14 protein-coding genes and 1 pseudogene are annotated in these 22,153 nt (G+C 56.6%); 8 read left to right on the top strand and 7 right to left on the bottom strand.

Translation table 11 applies throughout. The features are described from left to right. The first annotated feature begins 118 nt into the window (after positions 1 to 118). The 6 genes from ACI7MX_RS16725 to ACI7MX_RS16700 all read left to right on the top strand — a co-directional run bounded on the left by ACI7MX_RS16725 (position 119) and on the right by ACI7MX_RS16700 (position 8,617). A complete protein-coding gene (locus ACI7MX_RS16725; RefSeq protein WP_314491921.1) occupies positions 119 to 1,141 on the top strand; it encodes a zinc-dependent alcohol dehydrogenase family protein in 1,023 nt (340 codons plus the stop codon). Positions 1,142 to 1,446: 305 nt separating this feature from the next. After that, positions 1,447 to 2,895, top strand: a complete 1,449-nt coding sequence (locus tag ACI7MX_RS16720; protein ID WP_405585693.1) for a hypothetical protein — start codon at positions 1,447 to 1,449, stop codon at positions 2,893 to 2,895. 148 nt (positions 2,896 to 3,043) lie between these two features. Next, complete coding sequence (locus ACI7MX_RS16715; RefSeq protein ID WP_405585690.1) at positions 3,044 to 4,696, top strand: VRR-NUC domain-containing protein; 1,653 nt, start codon at positions 3,044 to 3,046, stop codon at positions 4,694 to 4,696. Beyond that, positions 4,693 to 6,945 (top strand): ATP-dependent DNA helicase, encoded by a 2,253-nt coding sequence (locus ACI7MX_RS16710; protein ID WP_314491929.1) that lies wholly within the window; start codon positions 4,693 to 4,695, stop codon positions 6,943 to 6,945. Before ACI7MX_RS16715 ends, ACI7MX_RS16710 begins: the two co-directional genes overlap by 4 nt. Before the next feature lie 74 nt (positions 6,946 to 7,019). Next, complete coding sequence (locus ACI7MX_RS16705) at positions 7,020 to 7,415, top strand: RidA family protein (RefSeq protein ID WP_314491932.1); 396 nt, start codon at positions 7,020 to 7,022, stop codon at positions 7,413 to 7,415. 8 nt (positions 7,416 to 7,423) lie between these two features. Continuing rightward, positions 7,424 to 8,617 (top strand): amino acid deaminase, encoded by a 1,194-nt coding sequence (locus tag ACI7MX_RS16700; RefSeq protein ID WP_405586050.1) that lies wholly within the window; start codon positions 7,424 to 7,426, stop codon positions 8,615 to 8,617. 777 nt (positions 8,618 to 9,394) lie between these two features. On the opposite strand, the gene ACI7MX_RS16695 is transcribed toward ACI7MX_RS16700, so the two are convergent. Continuing rightward, positions 9,395 to 9,670: a peptidylprolyl isomerase gene (locus ACI7MX_RS16695; protein WP_019409622.1), complete on the bottom strand. Its 276-nt coding sequence runs from the start codon at positions 9,668 to 9,670 to the stop codon at positions 9,395 to 9,397. Between the two features lie 67 nt (positions 9,671 to 9,737). Continuing rightward, a pseudogene (locus ACI7MX_RS16690) lies at positions 9,738 to 11,036 on the bottom strand (sensor histidine kinase); the annotation flags it as partial. 227 nt (positions 11,037 to 11,263) lie between these two features. On the opposite strand from ACI7MX_RS16690, the gene ACI7MX_RS16685 reads away from it, so the two are divergent. Together ACI7MX_RS16685 and ACI7MX_RS16680 are read left to right on the top strand one after the other, a co-directional pair. Further along, positions 11,264 to 14,566: a hypothetical protein gene (locus tag ACI7MX_RS16685; RefSeq protein ID WP_405585686.1), complete on the top strand. Its 3,303-nt coding sequence runs from the start codon at positions 11,264 to 11,266 to the stop codon at positions 14,564 to 14,566. Positions 14,567 to 14,808: 242 nt separating this feature from the next. After that, entirely contained in the window at positions 14,809 to 16,107 is a 1,299-nt protein-coding gene (locus ACI7MX_RS16680; protein ID WP_405585683.1) for an OprD family porin, read from the top strand. A gap of 14 nt (positions 16,108 to 16,121) precedes the next feature. Here the strand turns inward: ACI7MX_RS16680 and ACI7MX_RS16675 are convergent, their stop codons facing one another. The 5 genes from ACI7MX_RS16675 to ACI7MX_RS16655 all read right to left on the bottom strand — a co-directional run bounded on the left by ACI7MX_RS16675 (position 16,122) and on the right by ACI7MX_RS16655 (position 22,151). Then, positions 16,122 to 17,057, bottom strand: a complete 936-nt coding sequence (locus ACI7MX_RS16675; protein WP_405585680.1) for a carbohydrate kinase — start codon at positions 17,055 to 17,057, stop codon at positions 16,122 to 16,124. Positions 17,058 to 17,062: 5 nt separating this feature from the next. After that, complete coding sequence (gene xylB, locus ACI7MX_RS16670; RefSeq protein ID WP_405585677.1) at positions 17,063 to 18,550, bottom strand: xylulokinase; 1,488 nt, start codon at positions 18,548 to 18,550, stop codon at positions 17,063 to 17,065. A gap of 154 nt (positions 18,551 to 18,704) precedes the next feature. Beyond that, positions 18,705 to 20,180 carry a mannitol dehydrogenase family protein gene (locus tag ACI7MX_RS16665; RefSeq protein WP_405585674.1) on the bottom strand — a complete coding sequence of 492 codons (1,476 nt, stop codon included), beginning with the start codon at positions 20,178 to 20,180 and terminating at the stop codon, positions 18,705 to 18,707. Positions 20,181 to 20,193: 13 nt separating this feature from the next. Then, on the bottom strand, positions 20,194 to 21,297 hold the full coding sequence (locus tag ACI7MX_RS16660; protein WP_405585671.1) for an ABC transporter ATP-binding protein: 1,104 nt from the start codon (positions 21,295 to 21,297) through the stop codon (positions 20,194 to 20,196). Between the two features lie 20 nt (positions 21,298 to 21,317). Next, the gene (locus ACI7MX_RS16655; RefSeq protein ID WP_405585668.1) at positions 21,318 to 22,151 is read right to left on the bottom strand and encodes a carbohydrate ABC transporter permease; all 834 of its coding nucleotides are present in this window, start codon (positions 22,149 to 22,151) and stop codon (positions 21,318 to 21,320) included. Between the last annotated feature and the right edge of the window lie 2 nt (positions 22,152 to 22,153).

Raw genomic sequence — 22,153 nt, 5'->3', positions numbered from 1 at the left:
CAGAAAATGCCTGCGGATCAATGTCAGGCATGTCGACTATTAATGCTGTCTGTTAGTCTTGCCCGCAAAGCCCGGATAAAGTCCCGTGGTATTAGCGATTAATTAGGCGAGGTTTGCGATGTCGCGCACGATCCGTTTTCACAAGTTTGGCCCGGCCGAGGTGCTCCAGTGCGAAGAGCACGAAGTCGCTGCGCCTGCGCCCGGCGAAGTGCAGGTGCGTGTCGAAGCGATTGGTATCAGCTGGTATGACGTGCTTTGGCGGCAAAACCTGGCTCCGAGCCCAGCACGTTTGCCGGCCGGTATTGGCCATGAAATGGCCGGTATCGTGACCGCCGTCGGGGCAGGGGTTGATGATGTTGCCGTTGGTGACAAAGTGGCCAGTTTTCCCGGCCAGAGCGCCAACGACTACCCGACCTATGGCGAGCTGATCGTCATGCCGCGCTCCACCCTGACGCGCTACCCCGATGTGTTGACGCCAGTTGAAGCCAGCGTGCATTACACGCCGCTGCTGATCGCTTATTTCGCGTATGTCGACCTGGCGCGGGTAAAGGCCGGGCAAACCGTGCTGATTACCGATGCCAGCCACTGCTCCGGTCCTTCATTCGTGCAGTTAGGCAAGGCACTTGGGGTTACCGTCATCGCGGCCACCAAAAATGCTGAAGAACGCGAATACCTGCTCAAGCTAGGCGCTGACAAAGTTATTGTCACCGAGGAACAAGACCTGTTGCTGGAGATCAACAAGATCACCCACGACAAAGGCGTCGATGTGGTCATGGATGGGCTTGGTGGCCCACAAATGTCAGTGCTGGGTGATGTGCTGGCGCCCCGTGGCAGCCTTGTGCTGTATGGACTGCAAGGGGGCAACCACACGCCCTTTCCGGCCTGTGCCGCGTTTCAGAAGAACATTCAGTTCTTTGTACACTGCATCGGTAATTTCACCGGCAAGCCGGAACTGGGCATCACCCAGGATGAGCAAGCCATGCAGCGTGCCCTGCGCGAGATCAACCAGCTGACGGCTGACCGGGTGCTGTTGCCTCTGGAGGTAAAAGTCTTCCCGTTCGAGGCCTTTGTCGACGCTCATCGCTATATGGATGATTGCCCCTGTCGTGGTCGGGTCGCACTGCAATTGCCCGTCAATTGAAACCTGGAATTACGTTCGATAAAAAACGCCTTTGAACCCTGAGTTCGAGGGCGTTTTAGTGTGTAAACCCGCCAGAAAAATGGATTTTTACGCCCGCATACCCTTCTGCTTTGTCCCGCCATTTGCCGCTTTTATATTCATATGGATAATTTAAAAGCCAATCTATATCCATTTAGATTTAATTTTTGTAGGGGGATTCCTCTGCGGATGTGCGGTTCATCTGTAACGGATTGAAACCTCAACTTAAGTGTGGGCGTCACGCAGGCAGCTGCCGATAATAAAACGCTCACATGGAGGGATGCCCTATGAACAATTTTCATGAACAAGCCATGAGCTTTGTTTATCAGCAAGTGCTGCACCGGTTACAGGGGGTTCTGGAACGTACCGAGCGCATTGCCTTGCAACTATTGATTCAGCGGTTACTGGTGGCTGCGGGAGGCCTGGATCGACTGGCTCAGTACCGGGTTATGGTTGTGCTTGAGGGGGGCAGGGAATGCGCGTATACACTGGCTTTTTTGCGTGCCGCTCAGTTGAGTATTGCGGGACGCTATCCGGACACCTTCATATTGCGAGTTGCCATCTTGCATCAGCCTCGTCTGACGCCCAGGGTGCTGGAGCGGATTGAGGCGCAATTCAGTGAGTTGTTCCTGTATGACGATCATCGCGTTGAGTTGCTGTCAGTCGACGACAAGGGGGTTCGCAGGCTGGACAAGCACTTGGACGGTATCAGTAAATCTTCCGCCCGAGACAGGGTAATGATGCTGATGTCCGGGCATTTGACCCGAGGTGATGCGCGCGGTACGTTTTTTTATGCAGATTTGCTGGCACGGGCAAAACTTTTCAGCAGTGCTTTTGAATGGGGACAACCGGCAGATGCAGTAATCGACCGGCGCCCGCCCAGGCATCTGGCTAGGTACATGGCCTGGATACAGCGTGTCGCAAGTCAGCGGGGGCATGCCGGTCAGCCGGTTAATCGCGATGATCTGCACGCCTCAGTCAGGCTGTGTTCCTTTCTCGACGACGACTACAAGGACGCGTTGTGTCTGGCGTCCAATGATCAGCCGTACAGCCCCCTTGCGGGCGGTAAAAATATAACCGTACTGAATGTCTTTGACTGCCTGTTCACGGACATAGACCTGTTCAATTCAAGGCTACTCACCTACCTGCACGGCTCGTTCGCCCTAAAAGACCTGGATATAGAAGAGCCCCAAATGGCGGTCATTGTGTTGGCCGCCCACCTTCAGGGTTTGCGTGCGGCCTGTGACCCAAGCCTGAGCTATAGCGCAGGTGTCGAAATGTACTGGCAGCAGGCAGCGACTCAATACCCCCCGAACGAACGCCTCAAAGGTCAACTCATTACGCTGCTGGGGGCCGCGTTCAATACCCCGCGACGAATAGACCAATTACGCTTGATAACGGCCCGTTATCTGGACGAACTGTACGGTATCAGCGAGGTACAGCTGGGCTGTTTTATTTACTCGCCCTTTATCAATGAAGGGCAGAACCTCGAATGTTTTTTGCGCAACTGCTACCCGGACAAACTGCGATTCATCAATGAGTACCATCAAATAATGATGGATAAGCCGCTTTCTCCTCCGGTCGACGTGACCTGGCTTGAGCATGTCAGTGGCTTACCCCTTAGCTCGATTCAGGTGCTGTATCGCATGCAACACGTCCAGTTCCGGGAGGACGACTCCCTGATGACGTCTCTGTGGGCCAGCGACCCTCACAAACAGCCGTGGACGTTGGCTTAGACGTATTCACGTGATGAGCAGGTGCCTGTCAGCCGGGCTGGCGGGCGCAATGAAGGGCAACCGCTCATCCCTTCGGGTTGCCAGAGCAGTGAGCAAACTGCTATCTGTACGCATGTCCAGTACCTAAAGTCAGTGGTTTGTTCTGCCTGTGATTTCCAATCCCCTTGAAGACCCCTTTTATTACCTGAAAAACTTTGATCATGTGCTCGGCTGGATTTCGGCGCGCTATGACGATGTATTAACGGTTGAAGAGCAGCAGTTCATCGCCGAATTTGGCCAGTTGCCCAGCGTATCCCAAGCGCTATGGGTGCGGATGGTCATGCGTAAAGGTCAGCATTTTCGGGCCAGCAAGCTCAGCTATCCGGAGATTGGCGACATCCGTCAGGCAGCGGCCCCTTTGCTGGGTGTGGGCTGGCTCAACGATCAGGCACCGCTCGCATTGCCAGAGGTGTTTGAGGTGTTGAGCAAGCCCGAGATTCAGGCCCGCTTTAGCCTGCATATCGCCCAGCCCAAGGCCAAAAAAGATCAATGGCTGGAAGACCTTGCGCCTCAATTCCCTCAAGTTCAGAGCCTCAGTCAGTGGCATCCCACACTGGCGGAACAGCTTTACAGCCTGACCCATCGGGCATTGTGTGATCGTCTGCGGCTGATGTTTTTTGGCAACCTGAGCCAGAGCTGGGCCGATCTTGTTCTGGCCGATCTTGGCCTGTTTACCTACGAGAAAGTTGCGTTCAGCCCCCAGTCACGGGCGCTGGCGTGTCGTGACGATATTGAAGGCTATCTGCACCTGTACCGTTGCCGTGAGCAGTTTGAAGCCGGTGTCGATGTGACTGATGTGCTGCCTTACGTATTGGAGTACAGCGTGCACAATCCCTGGTTAGAGCGACGTCGAGGGCGTTTATTGTTCCTGTTGGGCCAGCACTGCGAGCGGGCGGGGGAACTGACCCAGGCACTTCAGATCTATCGGCATAGCCAGCATCCGGAGGCGCGGGTGCGTACGATCAGGGTGCTGGAGCGGTTGGGCCAGCCTTCAGAGGCTATGGCCCTGGCAGAGGCGGCAGAGCAGGCGCCTTGCAATGATGCCGAGCATCAACAGCTGTTGCGCATGCTGCCGCGTTTGCGGCGCAGCCTTGGGCTGGCCGCTCACGCAAAAGCCAAGCCGCGCACTTATGAACGCCTCGATCTGGTGTTAGCGCACGAGGCTGCAATTTCCGTGGAGTGGCGAGTCGCCACCCATCTGCACGGGCCTGAACAGCCGGTGCACTATGTCGAAAACACGCTCATCAATGCGCTGTTCGGCCTGTTGTGCTGGTCTGCGATCTTCGCGCCGCTGCCGGGTGCATTTTTTCACCCTTACCAGAGCGGCCCGGCTGACTTGCTGGATGAGGACTTTTACCTGCGCCGTGCCGAGCTATTTGATGCCTGCCTGCAACAGCTTGACGATGGACGCTACAGGGACACCATACACGTTGCCTACGTGGCCAAATTTGGCGTTCAATCGCCTTTTGTGGCCTGGAGCTGCCTGAGTCAATCCTTGCTTGATGAGGCTTTGCACTGCCTGCCGCCTGCCCATTTAAGGGTCTGGTTCAGACGTTTGTTGCAGGACATAAAAGCCAACCGGACCGGCATGCCCGACCTCATCCAGTTTTGGCCGGCGCAAAAGACCTACCGCATGATTGAAGTCAAAGGTCCGGGAGATCGCCTGCAAGATAACCAGCTGCGCTGGTTGACGCTGTGTGAGCAGCACAACATGCCGGTGACCGTGTGCTACGTGCAGTGGCAGGATGTAGCAGGCGCATGACATATCGCATCGCAGTGCGTGCCTTGTGCGAGTTCACGGCCAAGGCCGGTGACCTGGATTTGCGTTTTACTCCCTCGCCCACGGCGCAACAGGGCATCGCCGGACATCGCACGGTGGCGTCACGGCGCAGCGCCGGCTATCAAGCCGAATTGAGCCTGCAAGGCGAATACGCCGGCGTGCAGGTAAGGGGCAGGGCAGACGGCTATGACCCGCAGGGCAATGTGCTGGAAGAAGTCAAAACCTATCGCGGGGATTTCACCTCCATCCCGGCCAATCACCGTCAATTGCATTGGGCTCAGGCTCGGGTCTATGGCTGGCTGGTGTGCCAAAGCCTGCAATTACCCGAGGTCAATATCGCGCTGGTGTATTTCGATATCGTCAGCGAACAGGAAACGCGTCTTCAAGAAACCTGGACCGCTGCGCAGTTACAGGCGTTTTTCAATCAGCAATGCATGCTGTTCGGGGCTTGGGCCGAACAGGAAGCGCAGCATCGGCAGGCGCGTGATGATGCGGCCCGCACGCTGGCATTTCCCCATGCGCAGTTTCGCACCGGCCAGCGCGCGCTGGCTGAAGCCGTCTACAAGACGGCGAGTGGTGGCCGCTGTTTGATGGCGCAAGCCCCCACGGGGATAGGCAAAACCATCGGCACCTTGTTTCCGCTGCTCAAGGCCATGCCCGTCAAGCAATTGGACAAAGTGCTGTTCTTGACCGCCAAGACACCGGGGCGAAAGTTGGCCCTCGACTCGCTGCAGGTGCTCTATCCCCGCGCCAATGATGCGCCCTTGCGGGTACTGGAACTGGTCGCGCGGGACAGGGCCTGTGAATACCCTGCCAATGCCTGTAATGGCGATGCCTGCCCGTTGGCCAAAGGTTTTTACGACCGTTTGCCCGCAGCGCGACAGGCGGCGGTTGCACAACCCACGCTGGATCAACAGACACTGCGCGAGGTCGCCCTCGCACATCAGGTGTGCCCGTATTACCTGAGTCAGGAAATGGCACGCTGGGCGGATGTGATCATTGCCGACTACAACTATTACTTCGACTTTACCGCGTTGCTGTACGGGCTTGCCCAAGCCAACCAGTGGCAAGTCGGGACATTGGTGGACGAAGCGCACAATCTGGTCGAGCGCGCCCGTCAGATGTACAGCGCAAGCCTCGACCAACAAAGCCTCAACCGGGTTCGGCAAAACGCCCCGGCAGTACTGGACAAGTCCTTCAAGCGTCTGAACCGGGAGTGGAATGCACTGCACAAGGAGCAAATCGGGCCTTATCAGGTGCATTCCCACGTGCCGGCCAAATGGCTGAATGCCTTGAGCGCGTGTATCACCGCCATCGGCGACTACCTTAACGATCACCCGCAAGGGCTTGCGGGTGATTTGCAAGGCTTTTACTTCGAAGCCCTGCAATTCAACCGTGTAGCTGAACTCTTTGACGGGCATTTTTTGTTTGACGTCAGCCTGCATGAGCACGGCAAACGTCGTCTGTCCCAGCTCAACCTGCGCAACATTGTGCCGGCGGCTTTTATCGGCCCACGGCTGGGCAGTGCGCAATGCAATGTGCTGTTTTCGGCCACTTTGAGCCCGCGCACCTATTACGCCAACTTGCTGGGTTTACCGGCCGACACGGTGTGGATCGATGTCGAGTCGCCGTTCAGTGCGCAGCAACTGGCCGTTCATGTGGTCAGTGAAATATCCACGCGTTTCAACCATCGTCAGGCCTCGCTGGGCCCGATTGTGGAACTGATTGCCCGCCAGTTTGCGGAGCGTGGCGGAAACTATCTGGCGTTTTTCAGCAGCTTTGACTACTTGCAGCAAGTCGCCCAACTGCTCGCCGAGCGCTATCCGCACATCCCGCAGTGGGTGCAATCACGGCGTATGGATGAGGCGGCGCGCCAGGGGTTTCTCGATCAATTCACCCACGCCAGTCAGGGCATCGGTTTTGCCGTATTGGGCGGCGCGTTTGGTGAAGGCATCGATCTGCCTGGTGCCCGGTTGATTGGCGCATTCGTCGCGACCCTGGGGTTGGCTCAACTGAACCCGGTCAATGAACAGATCAAACAACGCATGGCAACGCTGTTCGGCGCCGGTTATGACTACACCTACCTGTATCCGGGCGTGCAAAAAGTGGTGCAGGCAGCGGGGCGGGTAATTCGCACCCAAAGCGATCAGGGCACACTGTTTTTGATCGATGACCGTTTTGCCGAGCACAAGGTGCAGAATTTACTGCCCAGTTGGTGGCAATTGGGATGAGCCTGCGACCTTATGGCACACTGCGTCGTCCCTGACGCATGAAGCGTCTGTCATCAGCAGTGGAGTTTGCCTATATGAGCATCAAACGTTTCGGTACTGGCGCAGTCGGTGCAGGCGGTCAACCTTTGCCTTTCGCCCGTGCAGTCGAGGCTGATGGCTGGTTGCACGTCTCGGGGCAAGTGGCGATGGAAAACGGTGAAATCATCAACGGCGGCATCGTTGAACAAACGCACAAAACCATGCAAAACCTGATCGCCATTCTCGAAGAAGCCGGCTATGGCCTCGAAGATGTGGTGCGGGCCGGCGTGTGGTTGCAAGACCCGCGCGACTTCTGGAGCTTCAACAAAGTATTTGCCTCGTACTTCAAAAGCGAACATGCCCCGGCGCGTGCCTGTGTGCAGGCCATGATGATGGTCGATTGCAGAGTCGAAATTGACTGCATTGCTTACAAAGCCAAAGCGAGGACTTGAGTGTGTCGATGATTTTGAAAGGTGCCGCCCAGCCGGGTGCTGATCTGGTACGCGACGTAAGTTTGCCTGCGCTGGTGATTCATCGTGATGCGTTGGAGCACAACATTGCCTGGATGCAGGATTTTGTAACCCGCAGTGGTGCCGTACTGGCTCCGCACGGTAAAACCAGCATGGCCCCGGCGCTGTTTCGCCGCCAATTGGAGCAGGGTGCCTGGGGTCTGACCCTGGCCACGGCGGTGCAAACCTGCACTGCGTATGCCGGTGGTGTACGTCGGGTATTAATGGCTAACCAACTCGTCGGCCGCGCCAACATGGCGTTGATTGCCGACCTGCAGGACGACCCGGCATTCGAGTTTTACTGCATGGTCGATCACCCGGACAACGTCGCTGCCCTCGGTGCGTTTTTTGCTGAGCGCGGTCAACGGCTCAACGTAATGATTGAGTACGGCGTTATCGGTGGCCGTTGTGGTTGCCGCACTGAAGACGAAGTGCTGGCATTGGCCCAGGCGATCAAGGCGCAGCCGGCGCTGGCCCTCTGTGGCATCGAAGGCTACGAAGGGGTTATCCACGGCGAACACGCGGTCGACGGAATTCGTGCCTTTGCTGCCTCTTTGGTGCGATTGGCCCTGCAACTGCAACGTGAAGGAGCCTTTGCCCTCGACAAGCCGATCATCACCGCCTCCGGTTCAGCCTGGTACGACCTCATCGCTGAAGGGTTTGAAGCTGAAGCGGCCAGCGGGCGTTTTCTGAGTGTTCTGCGCCCTGGCAGCTACGTGGTTCACGATCACGGTATTTATAAAGAAGCGCAGTGTTGTGTGCTGGATCGGCGCAGCGACCTGCACGAAGGGTTACGCCCGGCGCTGGAGGTCTGGGCCCATGTGCAATCGTTGCCTGAACCGGGCTTCGCTGTTATCGCGCTGGGCAAACGTGACGTTGCCTACGATGCCGGATTGCCGATGCCGTTGAAGCGCTACCGCGAAGGAGTGTTGCCTGCCGTGGGCGATGACATCAGCGCGTGCACAGTGACGGCGGTGATGGATCAGCATGCGTTTATGAAGGTGGCACCCGGCACTGAGCTTCGGGTGGGGGACATTATCAGTTTTGGTACTTCACACCCTTGCCTGACCTTCGATAAATGGCGAACGGGCTGTGTGGTGGATGAGCAGTTCAAGGTGGTTGAGGCGATAGAGATCACGTTTTGAGTTTCAAACTGTGAGCTACAAGCCTCAAACTTGCAGCTTGCAGCTTGCAGCTTGCAGCTTGCAGCTTCAAAAACAATGTTCCTGCCGCCACCGAAACAGTGAGACCAACACTGAGGCCCCTCACAGGAGGCTGAACGCAGGTGCTGTTATGGGGGTGGCGAGGCAGGACGCCGAGCCAGCCGCGATCGGGCCAAGGATGGCCCGTCGCGGCGGGCGCCCATAACAGTGCCGGAGAGAAGGCACCGGGCGAGCCTAAGCGAGCTCGGCCGTATGGTAGGGCGCAGACCTTTTGGGTATTTTTGGGATGGTCCGACACTCGGCGTTTGCCAAAAGTACCTCGCTGTAAAAGCGAAACCTTTAGTTCAGCTAGACACATGCAATGGATATGTACACGAAGCTTTTAATTGGCCAGCGTACATATCCAATCCATGTATGAAGTCTTTCTACGGGTTCCGCCCTTACGGCGGCTCACTTTTGTCAAACAGCCACAAAAGTAAGCAAAAAGGCCTTGCCCCTGCGTACGGCCCTCGCTTCGCTCAGGTGCCCCTCGCTCCGATTCCGCTCCGTGGGCACGCCGTGACGGGCCATCCATGGCCCAACACGGCTCTCCCGGCATCCATGCCGGTCGACCCACTCCGCGAAACCTCCACTCGGCCTCCCGACGGGGCGGCAGATCAAGATCAAAATCAAGATCACAAGCAGGATCAAATGCTCGCTTACGCTCTTGTAGCCGCTGTCGAGGCACGAAGGCTGCGATGCGGGCCGCAGGACCGCTGATCAATCACGGTAAAACACTTGCACCAAGTGATAACCAAACTTACTTTTGACCGGCCCGTGCACCACGCGCAACGGCTTTTTGAAAATAATCTGGTCAATCACACCCACCATCTGCCCAGGTCGCACTTCGCCCAGATCACCACCGCGTTTACCCGACGGGCAGGTCGAAAATTTCTTGGCCAACACATCGAACGCTTCGCCCTTGGCTATACGTTGCTTCAATGATTCGGCTTCTTCGGCAGTTTTTACCAATATATGGCGGGCTTGAGCTTTCATGTCTTGGACCTTGTAACGGTGGGGCAATGCGCGCGGGCGCGGATTATGCCTGAGTTTCGTCAACATGGCGCGGCAGGTACACCCGCACGCAGGTACCCACATCCACCTCGCTGCTAAGGCTGACATGGCCACCTGACTGCTGAGCAAAACCGTAAATCATCGACAGACCAAGTCCGGTGCCAACGCCTACCGGTTTGGTGGTGAAGAAAGGGTCAAAGGCTTTGGCGAGGGTCTGCGGGGTCATGCCCGTGCCGTTGTCAGATACTTCGAACATCACATAATCACCCGACTCAACGGTTTCCAGGCCTTTGATCGTGCTGCCATCGAGCACACTGTTCGCCGTTTTGATGGTCAGTGTTCCGCCGTCGGGCATGGCATCACGGGCGTTGATAATCAGGTTGAGCAGGGCGCTTTCAAGTTGCCCCGTGTCGGTATTGACCGGCCAGATGCCTTGACCCAGTTCAAGTACCAACTGGATCTTCGCGCCTTTGGAACTGTTGAACAGCGCTTGCAAGGAATTGACCAGCACGTTGGGGTCAAGCGGTTTACGGTCCAACGACTGACGTCTGGAAAACACCAGCAAACGGTGGGTCAGTGCGGCTGCCCGCTGCGCAGAGGACACGGCCGCATCGGTAAAGCGGTCAATTTCGTCACTGCGGCCTGCCGCGATGTAGCGTTTCATCAAATCCAGACTGGCAATGATGCCGGTCAGCATATTGTTGAAGTCATGAGCAATACCGCCGGTTAACTGGCCGACCGCTTCCATTTTTTGCGCATGCAACAGAGTGTCTTCGATGCGTTCACGCTCAAGCATTTCATGCTGCAGTTGCTGATTGGCTTCTGCCAGCGCTTGGGTGCGTTCATTAACGCGCTCTTCCAGGGTATCGTTCAGCTCGCGCAGAGCTTTGGCGGTTTTCTTCAGCGCAGTACGGCGGGTCGAGATCTGCACTGCAATCATCAAGATGCCAGCCACCGTCCCCTGCTCGTCGCACACCGGGCTGAAGGTCAGATCCAGCCAACGCTCGGTGGCATGCTGGCGGTCGGGTACGACGTAGTACTGGTCAACATATGACAGGCTTTGTCCGGCCAGCACTGCATCAATGATCGGCTGGCTGTAGGCCCTGTATTCAGGCCAGCAGAGGTGCAAGGGTTGACTAAACGCGGCAGGGTGCTTGTGACCTGCCAACTCGGCAAAAGCGGTGTTGTACACCTGCGTCAGTTGTTCGCCCCACAGTAACAACATGGGGATGGGCGAATTGAGCACCAGTTGTGCACTGGTGCGCAAACTTTGCGGCCAGTCTGAAATTTTGCCCAACGGGCTGCGAGCTAACGAGTCGAGTTGACCGGCAGAAAATACAGCTCTCATTGAAGTCCTGTTAGTCAAGCCAGAGATGGCCATATTTAATCCCGTATTTGAGTTCGCTGCCATGCAGATAGGGCTTCAGGGGACTGACCCTTTCTCCCGTGGCGTTCATCGCCTTCGCTTGCCTGTTATTTATGACAGCAGACAGCGGAAACAGTTTGGCGCTAAATATTTCTGCATCTGTACATAGCCCCCGTCATCCGCTCGCATTTTTTGCAGGAGCATCGATCATGTCTAAAAGCATTAGGCCTCAACGCACTTCGAAAGCAGGTTTGCCTCCTCCATTCATTGATGATGTTACGGTCAACGGTGGCCTCAACTACCTGGCATTGCGTGCCGATCCAACCGCTGATGTTCTCGTGCATTGCGGACCTGTCCCCATTGCACTCGACGGTGACAAAATTGATTTGTACTGGAAAGGCAGTGATGGCCTTGAGCGGTTGGTCGGGACTCGACCTATCTCTGGCGATGAAATTATGGTCACTTTGGCCATCAGCGTGACAGATGTGTTGCTGGCTCAAGAGGGGCTTGGCACTCTCCACTACATGTTCGTTGACGCATTTAATGTTGGAGCACCGTCCGATGAGATGCCCTGTGTAATCAAGACCACAGTGCCCGGCAATCCTTACAGCGGCCCCAATCTGCCCGAGACGATCTATATCAACGAAGCCATGTCGGCACCGATGGTTGATCCACTGAACATCGATCTGGGGAACGTGGCACTCGGAGCAACAGTGACTATTAGCGCCTGGGAGAACATGTTTGAGGGTGACGTTGTCACCATCAACTGGGGCGGTTATCCCCTAAAACAACCGCCATTGACACTCGCGCAAGTCGATAAAACGCTGGTCATCACCGTCTCAGATGCCGACATCCTTGCCGCCGGCAATTCAGATGAGTTACCGGTCAGTTATGAAATTCGTGATGTCGTTAACAACTGGTCGCTCAACTCGCCAGCGACCCTGGTTAACGTGGACACCAATGTAAACCTTCTGGAAAAGCCGGATTGCGTTGATGTTGATGGCGGCATCCTGGATTACGACTCTCTGGGCAGCGATTCCAGTCTGGTCATGGTTAGAACTCCGGCGCCTGTTTTTTCAGTTGGCGACGTGGTTACGTTGTACTGGAAGGGCTTCAATGCCCAAGGGGCGGCGATTGATACAAAGTATGAGCTGGCTGTTGCGAGTGTCACCGGCAGGCTGCGTTTTGATGTGCCGAATGAAGACGTCGCGCTGTTTATAGGCGGGTCTACCACGTCTGTTTTCTACACGGTTGACTCAACGTCTACAGGTAAACTGGAAACCTCGCGTAGCGTGATGTTTGCGGTGATTGGCACCCAGGTCGACCTCCCGCCCCCCACGCTTGAGAACGGTCTTGTCGCGGGTATTTTCGAACCGGCGAGCCTGCCGGCATCGGGGGCCCAAATTTCGCTGCCCGCTTACCCGGGGATGGGGGAATTTGACCGGGTTTTCCTCTCTTGGGAAGGTGAAGACAGTAACGGTGTCCCCCTCCACGGCAGCGCAGGTGAGGAGCTGGAGTCGGCCGATGTGGGCGTGACTTTCGAATTTATCATCGATAAATCTGAATTCATGAACCTTGGCGACGGTTCTGAAGTGCTTTTCTCCTATGTCGTCATTTTTGCTGCGGGCGGTACACGTGACTCGCTGGTGGCAACTTACAGTGTCAAAAATGTGATAGTCGGCAAACTGGTCAAGCCCCATGTTCTGGAAGCCCCCGACGACGATTTCCTGGATCCTTCCCAGCCGCTCTTTACCAAAGCCCACGTACAGATTCCTGATAATGAGCTCCTGTTAGTCAACGACCGGATTGACATGTTGTGGGACAGCCCTCTGAACGAGGGTGATTTCCCTGACTATATGAATATTCGGACCGATGGCATCGGAATCACATTTGAGGTGCCCAAGGCCAGGGTCGAGCAAAGTCTGGGCAGGGATATAGACGTGTCTTATACCCTGACTCGCAGTGGCGCCAAGCTCTACGATTCCGATGTTTTGACACTGTTTATTGGTTCACTCAGTGATCGCTTGCTGCCACCTCCTTTTGTTGTAGAAGCGGATAACGAGGCAGGCACACTGGATCCTGACGCTGTCACAGGTGCTTATGCCCACGTGTTGATAAAAGCAGCGGACATCAATGTAGAAGTCAACGATGAAGTCCTTTTGAGTTGGGCGGGAAGCGAAGCAGGCGGTAGCTTTGATGATTCCAATTCTATCAGCGGCAGCGAGGCGGGTCAGGACGTGACGTTCGATGTGCCTAAAGCGTTTGTTGACGCCAACCTTAATGGCACATTGACGGTGGAGTACACCGTTATTCGAGCACTGGATGGGCAGCGTCAAGGATCGAAGCCACGCGAGTTGACAATTGGTCAAGTCAGTACTGTGGCGCCTGAAATAACGTTACTTCAGGACTCGGCATCTGTTTCTATTCCTGACGGAGGCACGACCCTTGATACTGCCGTTACGATTTCGGGTACAGCACAGGCAAACGGGCAAGTCGAGGTTTTAGACGGGGCTACTAGCAAGGGCCAGGCCCTGGCCAACGACGCTGGCACATGGACGCTCTCCCTGACAGGACTTGCCTTGGGCTCACACAGCCTGACGGCCAAGGCGCTGTATGGGGCAGGCGAGGTGTCTGCACCCTGGACGTTTTCGATTACGGCAGAAATTGCCCTCTTTATTACCTCGCTCGTCGATTCTGGAGGCAGGGCCATTGCCAACGGCGGCAGCACTACGGATACCAGCGTAACCGCCAAAGGCACTGCGCGAGCTAATGCCAGTGTCGAGATTTTTGACGGTGTTACCAGTAAGGGCACCGCATCGGTGAACAGCGCTGGAGAATGGACGCACCCTGTGACAGGAATCGCCGTTGGCTCACACAGCCTGACGGCCAAGGCACTGTATGGAGATGGTCAGGTTTCTGGCGCTTGGGCATTTACCGTTCTCGCCTTAATACCCGAGCTCACCATTGATGAGACGCCTATGTATTTGTACGGTCCTATTTTCATCTTTGAAAATGGTCGCCTGGAGGCTGATTATGATTCGAATTCATCTTTTACACGCACAGCCCAAGGTGGAGTCCCACCCTACACTTATTCCAACCCTGGGGCCGGCGCAAATGCCAAGGTGGACCCTCACACAGGCTATGTTCGGGCGATGGGCAACGGCCAAGAGCGTATCGAAGTGACTGACAGTGCTGGTAAATATAAGTCGTATCTCGCAATAGTCTCAGGTGTCACCCAAGTGTATTACCAGGGCCAAGGCACGTGGTCGGGTGCACATCAAGGCGCGAGCTACGCGAAGGGAAGACTTCCCAGTGTCAGCGAGTTGAGGGAAATTTATTCCGTATTCGGAGGTAGTCAATTTCCTTATGCCGGTAAAATTTGGTCGTCCGAACAAGCAGGATGGCTGCCGCCAACCTATTACACCGTAAATATGCAAACTGGCGATAACGGGTCAGCCTTGCAAAACGTCATCCTGAACTCCATCTATCTATATGTCGACGATCCGAACTAATAGTTTTACACCTGCTTGTGCTAAACGCCCGATGCACCGCATCGGGTTTTTTTCTCTCTTAAACATGGACCAAAACGAAGTTTTTTAACCGTCATGATCGACTAAGGTCGTAGAAGCCTCAGGCTAAGCCTTTCGTACAATTGCGCACTTTTTTTGGATTGAGGTAAACCGTGCTGCCACAGGCAGCACGTGGACCTTCAATTGGTTTTGTTGTGCGAATGATTCGCTGTTGGAGCTTGTTCATGGTTGTCCCTTATTCATGGTCTCACTGCCGGGTTGCTAGGGTTGGCGCGCTGGCGGTGTGCGCCGGTTTTGCTGCTAACGCGCAAGCGGGCGGCTTTTTTGAAGACAGCAGCGCCAAGCTGGAAGCCCGTACGGTGTATTTCAACCGCGACTTTCGCGATGGCAGCAGCTCAAGCCCGCAAGGCGCTTCCAAACGCGAAGAGACCGCAGAAGGCTTTATCCTTAACGTGCAATCGGGTTACACCGAAGGCACCGTGGGGTTTGGCCTTGATGCGTTGGGCATGCTGGGGATCAAACTGGACTCCAGCCCGGCCGACAGCAACAGCGGTCTACTGCCTTCGACAGGCCATGACCCGCGTCGTTCCAAAGATCAATACGCCAAGTTCGACCTGACCGCAAAAATGCGCGTTTCCGAGACCGTTCTTAAATACGGTGCGCTACTGCCGGACCTGCCGTTGCTCAAGTACAACGACGGCCGCCTGCTGCCCAACATGTTCAATGGCGCCATGCTGGTCTCGCAGGAAATCAAAGACCTGACGTTCACCGCCTCACGCCTTGATCGTTATACCGCGCGTGACTCCAGCGATTCACAGGACCTGCGCCTGAACTGCAAGAACAAGCGCTATGCGTGCGACATCACCGCAGATCACTTCTCCTTGTACGGGCTTGATTACAAGGTCAATGACCGTCTGACGGCGCAGTATCAATATGGCGAGCTGGAAGACATATATCGTCAGCATTTCGTCGGACTATTGGCCAACCAACCGATAGGCCCCGGCGTGCTGGCGGCGGATGTGCGCTTGCTTAAAAGTGATGACGCCGGTTCGGCCAAGGCCTCGACCATCGACAACCGTGCGCTGGGTGCGCTGTTGACCTACTCGCTGGGCGGGCACAAGTTTGGGGCGGGCTGGCAGCGCATGAACGGCGAAACATCGATGCCGTACCTGGATGGCAGCAACCCGTATCTGGTCAACTACTTGCAGGTCAACGACTTCGCCAACGCTCAGGAACGTTCCTGGCAACTGCGTTATGACTATGATTTCAAGGCCGTGGGCGTCAAGGGCCTGACCTTTATGACCCGCTATGTGAACGGCGATCATATCAGCGTCAAGGGTCGCGACGAGGAAGGCAAAGAGTGGGAACGCGACAGCGAGCTCAAGTACATCGTGCAAGGTGGCACGTTCAAGGACTTGAGCTTTCGCCTGCGTAACGCCACGTATCGCACCAACTATTCGAAATTCGCCCGCGATGTGGACGAAACGCGCTTGATCGTCAGCTACAACCTGTCGATTTTCTAAACGCGGCGCCTGGCTTAAAGGTCGGCGCGGTAGGGCAAGTCGGGGCCGGTTTTGCTGCAGGTCAGCGCTGCCGCCCGGCTGGCGAAATCGAGCAGGTCGTTCAGGTGCGACGGGCTCAGTTGTTGTAACCCGGCAACCGAGTCCAAGTTGTGTTCGGTTAACCAGGCAATGATCGCCGCCTGAAAGGTATCGCCTGCGCCCACGGTGTCGGCGACCTTGACCGGGATGGCTGCGATGGCCTGCTGCCCATGATTACGACTGAACACGCTGGCACCGTCTGCGCCACGGGTCAAAAACACCAGTTGGCAACGCTGCTTGAGCCATGATTGGGCAATCTGTTCGGGATCTTGCCCCGGATACAGCAGTTCGAGGTCTTCATCGCTGACTTTGATCAGGTCGGCGTAAGGCATCAGCTGGTTGATGCGCTCACGCCACAGGTTGATGTCCGGTTGTGGATTGAGCCGCACATTGGGGTCGAGGCTGATCAAGCGTCGCCCGCTTTCGCGTTGCACGAGTGCGAGCAAGGTGTCGGCTATCGGTTGCACCACCAACGAAAAGGACCCGACATGGATACCGCGCACTTGCGGGCCGAGTTCGGGCAGATGGTGAGTGTGCAGTTGCCGGTCGGCGCACCCTTCGCCTCGAAAGCTGTAGGCGGGGGAGCCGTTGGCATCCAGCGCGACCATCGCCAGCGTGGTGGGTGAGTCCACATCCAGCAAAAATTCATCGCTGACCCCTTCTTCCATCAGGATGTGCTTTAAACGACGGCCCAGATAGTCGGTGGACAGCCCGGCAAACAGCCCGGCCTCAACCCCCAGACGACGTAAGCCCACGGCCACGTTGAAGGGCGAACCGCCGGCAATTGCCTTGAAATCGACCCGATTGGCCTGCTCACGGCTGTCGGCCTGAGCGAAAAAATCAAACAGTGCTTCTCCACATACCAGATACATAACATTCACTCGGATAAGGCTGCGACCTGTTGACGGTAGCGCAGGTAGAGTTGTTCGTAGGCTTGAACGTTTTCGGCAATGGGCCGGCTTTCGCTCGTGGGGTCAAGGCGCACGCAGCGCTGGCAGAGATCGGCCAGCGTTTGCTTGCCGGCTGACACGCACCAGGCGGCCTGAATCGCCGCCCCCAACGCCGCGGCTTCGCTTTGTTCGGTGCAGATGACCGGGGTGTTCATAATGTCGGCAACCAATTGACGCCACAACGGGCTTTTTGATCCGCCGCCCACCAGGCGGATGGTCTGGCTTTGTACGCCGTTGGCGCGCAGTAGATCCAAACCGTAACGTAAGCCATAGGTGGTGCCTTCCAGTGCGGCCCGACATACATTAGCCGGGGTCATAGTGGTCAGCGTCAGGCCCTGAATGCTGCCGGTTGCGTCGGGCAGGGCGGGCACGCGCTCGCCATTGAGAAAGGGCAGCATGCTGACCCCTTCGGCGCCAATGGGCGCCTGACCGGCCAGGGTATTGAAGTCGTTGAGAGACAGCGACAGTAATTCGCGCACCGCGCTGGTGGTCGTGGTCAGGTTGAGGGTGCAGATCAGCGGCAGCCAGCCACCCGTAGACGAACAAAAGCCAGCCACGCTGGCATCCGGGCGGGTCTGCGGTTGCTGATCGAAGGCGTACACCGTGCCTGATGATCCCAGGCTCATGGTGATGATCCCGGGTTCAATATTGCCGGTGCCGATGGCGCCCAGCATATTGTCACCGCCACCGCTGGCCACTACGGCCTGAGGGTTCAAACCTAATAATTGGGCCACCTCCGGGCGCAAGGTGCCCACGGGTTGATGGGACTCGATCAGCTCGGGGAGGGCGCGTTCCAGCCGCCCGCCGGGGTCAATATGGCGCAGGATGCCAAGGTCCCATTGGCGGGTTTTTACATTGAAATATCCGGTGCCGCTGGCGTCCCCATACTCGCTACAGAGGCGCCCAGTCAGCCAATGGTTGAGGTAGTCATGGGGCAGCAGAATATGGGCGATTTTCGCGAAAATTTGCGGGTGATGCTCGCGTGTCCAGAGCAGTTTGGAGACGGTGTATCCCGGTGCTATAACCAGCCCCATGCGTTCAAGGCAGCCGGATTCGCCGCCGAGCCAGTCCAGCAACTGGTTGTTTTCAGGGGTGGATTGGGTGTCGCACCAGAGTTTGGCTGGGCGCAGGACTTGGTCGTTTGCGTCGAGTAATACCAACCCGTGTTGTTGGCCACTGACGCTGATGCCGCGGATGTGCTGGCCATTGACATTGGCTTGGGCAAGCGCTTGACCCGTGGCATGGGCGAGGGCGTTTAGCCATTGCTCAGTGTCTTGCTCGCGGCGACCGTGTTCGCCCTGAATCAGGGTGTGTGGGGCTGAGCCCAGACCCAACACTTGCCCTGTATCGCTGTCGAGCACCAGCGCTTTGGTGCCTTGGGTTCCGCAATCGATGCCCAGAAACAAATTGTTCATGGCTGTGGCCTTATCAAGATCAAAAGCACCCTCACCCTAACCCTCTCCCAAAGGGAGAGGGGACTTGACCGAGGTGTTTTAGGGTTCAGCGCAATTCTACAGCGGCCCCCATTTAGTTCCCTCTCCCTTTGGGAGAGGGCTAGGGTGAGGGGCTTTACAGCCGCGCCAACCTCTCAAGCGTTCCACTCACGCCCACCTCCCGCAAACTCTTCACACCCCACTCAACGGCTGCAGCAAATGCCTCTGACTGGCCGATGACACTGCCAAAAATCTCTTCGACAGCCAACAATCGCGGCACCATCTGTGCCTCATCCGCCACCAACCCCTGGCAAAACTCAGCCCGAGGATCGGGTATCGCATACGTCTGCCCTGTCTCATCCACCCCTTTGAGGTACAGCGCCCACGCCGCAACCACCAGCGCCGCACGCCTCAACTCACCCCCTTCGCTAATCAACTGCTCAATGGTCGGCACGGTGAATTTAGGAAACTTGGACGAACCATCCGAGCACACTCGCTCCAATTGGTCGGCAATGGCCTGATTGGAAAAACGCTCGACCAGCGTGTCCTTATAGATGGCTAGATCAATCCCCGGCACGTCGGCCAGTTGCGGCGTTACATCCTTGTCCATGTACGCACGCATATACGTAACAAACAGCGGGTCATTCATCGTTTCGTGAACAAAGCGATAGCCCTTTAGAAACCCCAGGTACGTCAGCGCCAGATGGCTGCCGTTGAGCAGCTTGATTTTCATCGCTTCATACGGGGTAACGTCATGGGTGAACTGCACGCCGACCGTTTCCCAGGCCGGGCGACCGTTGCAGAAATCATCTTCCAGCACCCACTGAACAAACGGCTCACATACCACGGGCCAGGCGTCGTTAATGCCCAACTGGTCGTGCAGTTGCTGACGGTGGTTATCACTGGTCATGGGCGTAATGCGGTCAACCATCGCATTGGGAAAACTCACATGGGCGGCAATCCAGTCATGCAGTTCCACATCCAGCAGCGCGGCATAAGCCAGCAGCGCTTTGCGGGCCACGCCGCCGTTGTGCGGCAGGTTATCGCACGACATCACGGTAAACGCCTGGATGCCGGCTGCGCGCCGCCGGGCGAGGGCCGCGCTGAGCACACCGAACACACTGCTCGGCGTATCGGGGTGGGCCAGGTCATGCTGAATCTGCGGCAGTGAGGCCATAAATTCGCCGTTGCTGTCGTCGATGCAATACCCACCCTCGGTAATGGTCAACGAGACGATGCGAATGTCAGGGCTGGCCAGTTTGTCGATCACCGCGCCAATGCCATCCTGAGCCAGCAACATGTCGCTGATCGAGCCGATGATGCGGCTTTGGCTGTCGTCGCCGTCGTCCAGTTCAAACAGGGTGTAGAGGTAATCCTGACCTGCCAGCGCGTCCCGTACTTGACGGTCTTCATCGCGCAAGCCGATGCCACAGATGCTCCAGTCCAGGTCGCGACCAGAATTGAGCAGTTGATCGGTGTAAAACGCCTGGTGGGCACGATGAAATCCGCCCACCCCGATATGGGCGATGCCGTGCCGGGTGGCCTGCGCCAGGTAAACAGGCTTGGCCACGCGGGTAGTCAGGTGATCGAGGTTTTGACGATTCAGTTTCATGGGGGCTTTTCCGTTAGGCAGCAGCGCGCAGTGGACGGGTCATGGCCAGCCCCTCTGCGTCAAAGAGGTGGCAATGCTCACTGTCCAGGTGCAACTGCAATTGCTCACCGTAGCGGCTGGCCATATCACCGCGGATACGCAAGGTCAGCGGTTCGCCACACGCCGTGTTGACGTGGCAAAAGGTGTCGCTGCCCAGCCGTTCACTGACATCGGCGGTGACAGTCAGGGTGCATTCGCCGGGTTTGGCAAGGTTCAGGTGTTCGGGACGAATACCCAGCGTGACCGAACTGCCAAGGCTCAACGAAGGACCGCTCAAGGGCAACTGGATGCGCGTGCCTGCGTCCAGTTGAACTTCGCAGCCCAAGGCATCAATACGGCTGATGGTGCCCTTTAAAAAGCCCATTTTCGGTGTGCCCAGAAAACCCGCCACAAACAGGTTGGCAGGCTGGTGATACAGCTCCAGCGGCGAGCCGACCTGCTCGACTTTGCCTGCATTGAGTACCACCACCTTGTCAGCCAAGGTCATGGCTTCGACCTGATCGTGGGTCACGTAAATCATGGTGGCCTGTAATTCCTGATGCAAACGTGCCAATTCCAGACGCATTTGTACCCGCAACGCGGCATCCAGGTTGGACAGCGGTTCATCAAACAGGAATATCTTGGGGTTGCGCACAATCGCCCGGCCAATGGCTACCCGTTGTCGCTGCCCGCCAGACAGGTGTTTGGGTTTGCGTTCCAGCAGCGGGGCCAGCTCTAGAATATGGGCGGCTTCATTGACCTTTTTCTCAACTTCGGCTTTGCCCACACCCGCCAGGTCCAGCGCGAACGACATGTTCTTGCGCACGGTCATGTGCGGGTACAGGGCGTAGGTCTGAAAGACCATCGCCAGATCGCGCTTGGCCGGAGAGACTTCGGTGATGTCGCGGCCATCCAGTTCAATGGTTCCGTCGGTCACCTCTTCAAGCCCGGCAATCAGACGCAGCAGGGTGGATTTGCCACAGCCTGACGGGCCGACAAAGACCACGAACTCGCGGTCGTTCACTTCAAGGTCAATCCCTTTGATGATCGGGAAGCCTTCAAAACCTTTTTGCAGATTGTTGATTTTCAGATGGGCCATGACGGACCTCCACACGATTTTTATTTGACGGCACCAAAGGACAAGCCGCGTACCAATTGTTTTTGACTGATCCAGCCGAAAATCAGAATCGGCGCACAGGCCAGCGTCGACACGGCCGATAATTTGGCCCAGAACAAACCTTCAGGGCTGGAGTAAGAGGCGATCAGTGCGGTCAGAGGCGCGGCGTTGGAGGACGTCAGGTTCAGTGACCAAAAGGCTTCGTTCCAGCACAGGATCAATGACAGCAGCACGGTTGAGGCCAACCCGCCCTTGCTGATGGGCAGCAAGACACGCACCATTTCCTGCCACAGGGTCGCCCCGTCCAGCCGGGCGGCTTCAAGGATGTCTTTGGGAATGTCTTTGAAGTAGGTGTAAATCATCCACACCACAATCGGCAGGTTGATCAGGGTGTAGATGATGATCAGCGCAGTGCGGGTGTCGAGCAGGCCAAAACTCTTGGCCAGCAGGTAGATCGGCATCAGCACGCCCACCGGCGGCAGCATTTTGGTGGAGAGCATCCACAGCAGCGTGCCTTTGGTGCGCTTGGTTTCGTAGAACGCCATCGAGTACGCAGCCGGGATGGCAATCAGCATGCACAGGGCGGTCGCGGTGAAGGAGATCACCACTGAGTTCCAGGCGAAACGGAAATAGCCACTGCGGTCTTCAATGTGAACGTAGTTTTCCAGCGTCGGGGTAAAGATGAAATGTGGCGGTGTGGCAAACGCATCGATCTCGGTTTTGAAACTGGTCAGCACCATCCAGAAAATCGGAAAGAAGATCAGGATCGCGATAGCCCAAGCCAGCGTGCCGAGCAGCACGCTTTGCAGACGACGGGATTGTTGAAGTGTCATCACTG

The organism is Pseudomonas sp. 2024-210, assembly GCF_045062345.1.
Taxonomy (GTDB): domain Bacteria; phylum Pseudomonadota; class Gammaproteobacteria; order Pseudomonadales; family Pseudomonadaceae; genus Aquipseudomonas.
This window is presented reverse-complemented; position numbering and strand designations above follow the sequence as displayed.